At 72.3% G+C, this 4,216-nt stretch carries 4 protein-coding genes; 1 reads left to right on the forward strand and 3 read right to left on the reverse strand.

Annotation, left to right across the window (positions count from 1 at the left end; all coding sequences use genetic code 11):
* Nucleotides 1-98 precede the first annotated feature (98 nt).
* Nucleotides 99-1,418: a nicotinate phosphoribosyltransferase gene (locus ESO86_RS12505; RefSeq protein WP_129235325.1), complete on the forward strand. Its 1,320-nt coding sequence runs from the start codon at nt 99-101 to the stop codon at nt 1,416-1,418.
* A 22-nt stretch (nt 1,419-1,440) separates the two neighbouring features.
* Here ESO86_RS12505 and ESO86_RS12510 read toward each other — a convergent pair whose 3' ends face one another.
* The 3 genes from ESO86_RS12510 to ESO86_RS12520 are packed head-to-tail and all read right to left on the reverse strand — an operon-like array spanning nt 1,441 to nt 4,094.
* Nucleotides 1,441-1,728: a DUF3039 domain-containing protein gene (locus tag ESO86_RS12510; protein WP_129235326.1), complete on the reverse strand. Its 288-nt coding sequence runs from the start codon at nt 1,726-1,728 to the stop codon at nt 1,441-1,443.
* 21 nt (nt 1,729-1,749) lie between these two features.
* Nucleotides 1,750-3,324: a hypothetical protein gene (locus tag ESO86_RS12515; protein ID WP_129235327.1), complete on the reverse strand. Its 1,575-nt coding sequence runs from the start codon at nt 3,322-3,324 to the stop codon at nt 1,750-1,752.
* Nucleotides 3,300-4,094: an ABC transporter ATP-binding protein gene (locus ESO86_RS12520; RefSeq protein ID WP_129235328.1), complete on the reverse strand. Its 795-nt coding sequence runs from the start codon at nt 4,092-4,094 to the stop codon at nt 3,300-3,302. The genes ESO86_RS12515 and ESO86_RS12520 overlap by 25 nt, the downstream gene beginning before the upstream one ends.
* Between the last annotated feature and the right edge of the window lie 122 nt (nt 4,095-4,216).

Here is a 4,216-nt window from a genome sequence, read left to right on the forward strand (position 1 = left end):
GAGCACGCGGGCGCGTCGGCCCGCCTCCCCGCCAAGCGCCGCCGCCCCGCCGAGCGCCGCCGCCGCGACATCCTGACCCCGCGCACTAGGCTGGCCGGGTGACCGGGTCTGCTGCGCTGTTCACCGACCGCTACGAGCTCACCATGGTGGATGCCGCGCTCCTCGACGGCACCGCCCACCGCGAGAGCCTCTTCGAGGCCTTCGCCCGGCGCCTGCCCGACGGGCGACGGTACGGCATCGTCGCGGGCACCGGGCGCATGCTCGACCTGATCGAGCGCTTCCGATTCGAGGACGCCGAACTGGAGTTCCTCCGCGAGCAGCGCGTCGTGCGCGACGAGACGCTCGACTGGCTCGCCGACTACCGCTTCCATGGCGACGTCTGGGGCTACCGCGAGGGCGAGGCCTACTTCCCGGGCTCGCCGCTCGTGACGATCCAAGCGCCGTTCGCCGAGGCGGTCATGCTCGAGACCCTCGTGCTCTCGGTGCTGAACTACGACTCGTCGGTCGCGAGCGCCGCCGCGCGCATGGTGTCGGTCGCGCTCGGCCGGCCGATCGCCGAGATGGGCTCGCGCCGCACGAACGAGGGCTCCGCCGTGGCCGCCGCACGCGCGGCCTACATCGCCGGGTTCGACGCCACGAGCAACCTCGAGGCCGGTCGCACGTGGGGCATCCCGACCATGGGCACCGCCGCGCACGCGTTCACGCTGCTGCACGACAGCGAGGAGGACGCCTTCCGCGCGCAGGTGAACGCCATGGGCGCCGGGACCACGCTCCTCATCGACACGTACGACATCCCCACCGGCGTCGAGACCGCGGTCCGCGTCGCCGGCCCCGGACTCGGCGCGGTCCGCATCGACTCGGGCGACCTCCCGACCGTCGTCGCCGCCGTGCGCGAGCAGCTCGACGGACTCGGCGCGGTGAACACCCGGATCACGGTGACGAGCGACCTCGACGAGTTCACGCTCGCGGCGCTCTCCGGTGCGCCGGTCGACGCCTACGGCGTGGGCACGTCCGTCGTGACCGGCTCGGGCTTCCCCGCCGCCGGCATGGTGTACAAGCTCGTCGCCCGGCGCGGCGACGACGGTGAGTGGGTGAACGTCGCGAAGGCGTCCACGAAGAAGACCAGCATCGGCGGCCGCAAGAACGCGGCCCGCCGCATCGACTCCACGCGCACCGCACGCGAGGAGCTCGTCTTCGTCGGCGACGGCCCCGACGGCGAGGACGAGTTCGCGGCCGACGACCAGCTGCGGCCGCTCATGGTGCGGCTGATGCACGAGGGCCGAGCGGATGCCGCCTACACGGGCCACACGGGCGTCGAGGCCGCTCGCGCGCACCGCGCCGAGGTCATGCAGGAACTGCCGATCGAGGCGTTCCGCCTCGGCCGCGGCGAGCCGGTGATCCCGACGACGTACCGTTGAGCGGCCCGTCGCGGCGGGGGCGTCAGCCCTTCTTCATCCGCTCGTAGATCTCCTTGCACGCCGGGCAGACCGGGAACTTCTCCGGGTCGCGGCCGGGCGTCCACTTCTTGCCGCACAGCGCGCGGACCGGCTTGCCGGTCATCGCAGACTCGAGGATCTGCTCCTTCTTGACGTAGTGCGAGAACCGCTCGTGGTCGCCGGGCTCGATGTGCTCCTCTTCGAGCAGCTTCTCGAGTTCGCGATCGAGGACCGAGGTGCCGCCACCGGGCGCGTCGGGGTCGGCGATGCTCGCCTGCGCGGGTCGGATCATGCCGAGAAGTCTACGCCGCCGTCAGGCCCGGACGGCCGCCGCGACGATCTCGGGAGCCCGACGCTCGAAGACGCGCCCGCCGCCGAACACGCCGATGACGAGCACGAGCACGCCGAGCCCGGCGCCCGCCGCGAGGGAGACCATGTGCCAGGACGGATCGTCGAAGATGCCGAGTGCGGCGAACCAGATCGCGGGCGCGGCGATGAGCAGCGCGGCGAACATCGCGAGCGACTGCACCAGCGCGGTGATGCCGCCGGTCGACTGCGGCTGCTGGAACGGGCTGTCGCCGGGCTTGACCACGGGGTAGGGCATCGCCGCCGACGTGATCGACCCGACGCCGAGCCCGGCGAGCAGCAGCGCGGTGCTCACGCCGAGCAGCGACGGCAGGAGGCGCCAGTCGTCGAGCACGAACACGGTGACGGCGCTGCCGAGTCCGATCACGAGGATCCCCGCGACGAGGACGGGCACGAGGCGACCGAAGCGGTCGGCCGCGCCGCGCACGCCCGACGCGACGTGCAGCCAGATCGCGGTGTTGTCGTAGGCGGTGTCGTTGTGGAGGCTCCAGCCGAGCAGGAGGCACACGAGCGGCACGGGGATGAGCCCCAGGTACATGGACGGCACGCCTGCGATGCCGAGCGGAAGCATGACCAGGACCGGCGCGATGGGCACCATCAGCAGCGACACCCAGTAGCGCGAGTCGCGGAACCAGTACGTCGTGCTGCGCGCCGCGATCGCCCCGGTCGGGCCGCTCGTCGTGCGGCCGAACCAGCCGAGGCCGTGGTAGCTGCGCACGCTCGCCTCCCGGCCCGGGGTCACGAGCATCTTCGCGACGAGCGCCTTCCAGGCCAGCCAGCCGAGCCACACGCTCGCTCCGGCGATCAGGAGCTTCACGAGCGCGACTCCCCACGCGCCCGATGCGGCCTCGCCCGGCACGGCGAACGCGGCGCCGAGGGGGGTCCACGACAGCGCGCCGGCGATCGCGCCGATCGCGAGCCGACCCGATGCCGCCCAGTCGACCGTGGTCAGGGCCACGGCGATGGGCGCGATCATGACCACGAACAGCACGCCGAGGACGGTGCCGACGTCTCGCGCCCGCCGGGTCTCGAGGAGGAGCCCGGCGATGCCGGCCGTCAGCCTGGCCGCGAGGAGGCACGTCGCGAACGCGAGCAGCGCGCCGAGGACCGCGAACACCGTGGAGCCGAACCCGCGCGACCAGGTCACGACGGTGCCCGTGAGCACGATGGCGAGCGCGACCGCGGGCACGCCGATCATGGCCGAGAGGGCGAGCCCGAGCGCGATGGTGCGGTCGGGGATGCCGAACAGCGCGAAGCGCCGAGGGTCCATGGTGTCGTCGACGCCGAACACGAGCGGCACGACGAGGAACCCGACCACGGTCGCCGCGCCGCAGACCACGAGCACGTCGCGCACCAGCGCGACGTCGTCGACCGAGCGGAGGCCCACGAGGATCAGGAAGAGCAGCGCGGAGATGCCGAGACCGTAGACGATCGCGACGGAGAGGCCGACGACCTGCCATGCGCTCCGCTTGAAGATGTTCCCGAGCAGCCGCAGCTTCAGTCGGAGAAGCTGTGCAACCATTCCATGCCCTCCGCTGCCTTGCGTCCGCCCGCGAGCTCGACGAACCGGTCCTCGAGCGTGTCGCCGCGGCGAACCTCGTCGAGCGTGCCGGATGCCAGGACCCGCCCGCCCACGATGATCGCCGCCGAGTCGCAGACGCGTTCGATGAGGTCCATGCTGTGGCTCGAGAGCAGGACGGTGCCGCCACCGGCGACGTAGCGCTCGAGGATGTCGGTGAGGTTCGCCGCCGAGACGGGGTCGACCGACTCGAACGGCTCGTCGAGCACGAGCATGCGCGGCGAGTGGATCATGGCGCAGGCGAGGGCGATCTTCTTCGTCATGCCTGCCGAGTAGTCGGCGACGAGCCGGTCGAGGGCGTCCTCGAGGCCGAACGCGTCGGCGAGGTCGGCGCTGCGATCGAGCACGGTGCGATGGTCGAGTCCGCGCAGGGATCCGGCGTAGTAGAGCATCTCGGCGCCGGTGAGCCGGTCGAACAGGCGCAACCGGTCGGGCAGGACGCCGGTGATGCGCTTGGCCGCCCGCGGCTCCTTCCAGACGTCGATGCCGTTGACGTGCACCGACCCGCCGTCGGGTCGGAGGAGCCCGGTGATCATGGAGAGCGTCGTGGTCTTGCCCGCACCGTTCGGGCCGACGATGCCGTAGAACGAGCCGGCGCGGATGCCGAGGCTGATCGCGTCGACCGCGGTGGTGTCGCCGAAGCGCTTGACGAGTCCCTCGATCGAGAGGACGACCGGCACGTCGGACGCGGGCGCCTCGCGAGCCACGCGGATCGTCCGCTGCTTCCGCGCGGCCGGGGTCGTGATGGCGGCGACACCCCCGAGCGGGATGACCGCGACCCCGCGCTCGCCCTCGTGGTCGTCGCCGACGGGCGCCGGCTCGGGCGCGTCGGCAG

Source organism: Agromyces binzhouensis (genome assembly GCF_004135055.1).
In the GTDB taxonomy this organism is placed as follows: Bacteria; Actinomycetota; Actinomycetes; order Actinomycetales; family Microbacteriaceae; genus Agromyces; species Agromyces binzhouensis.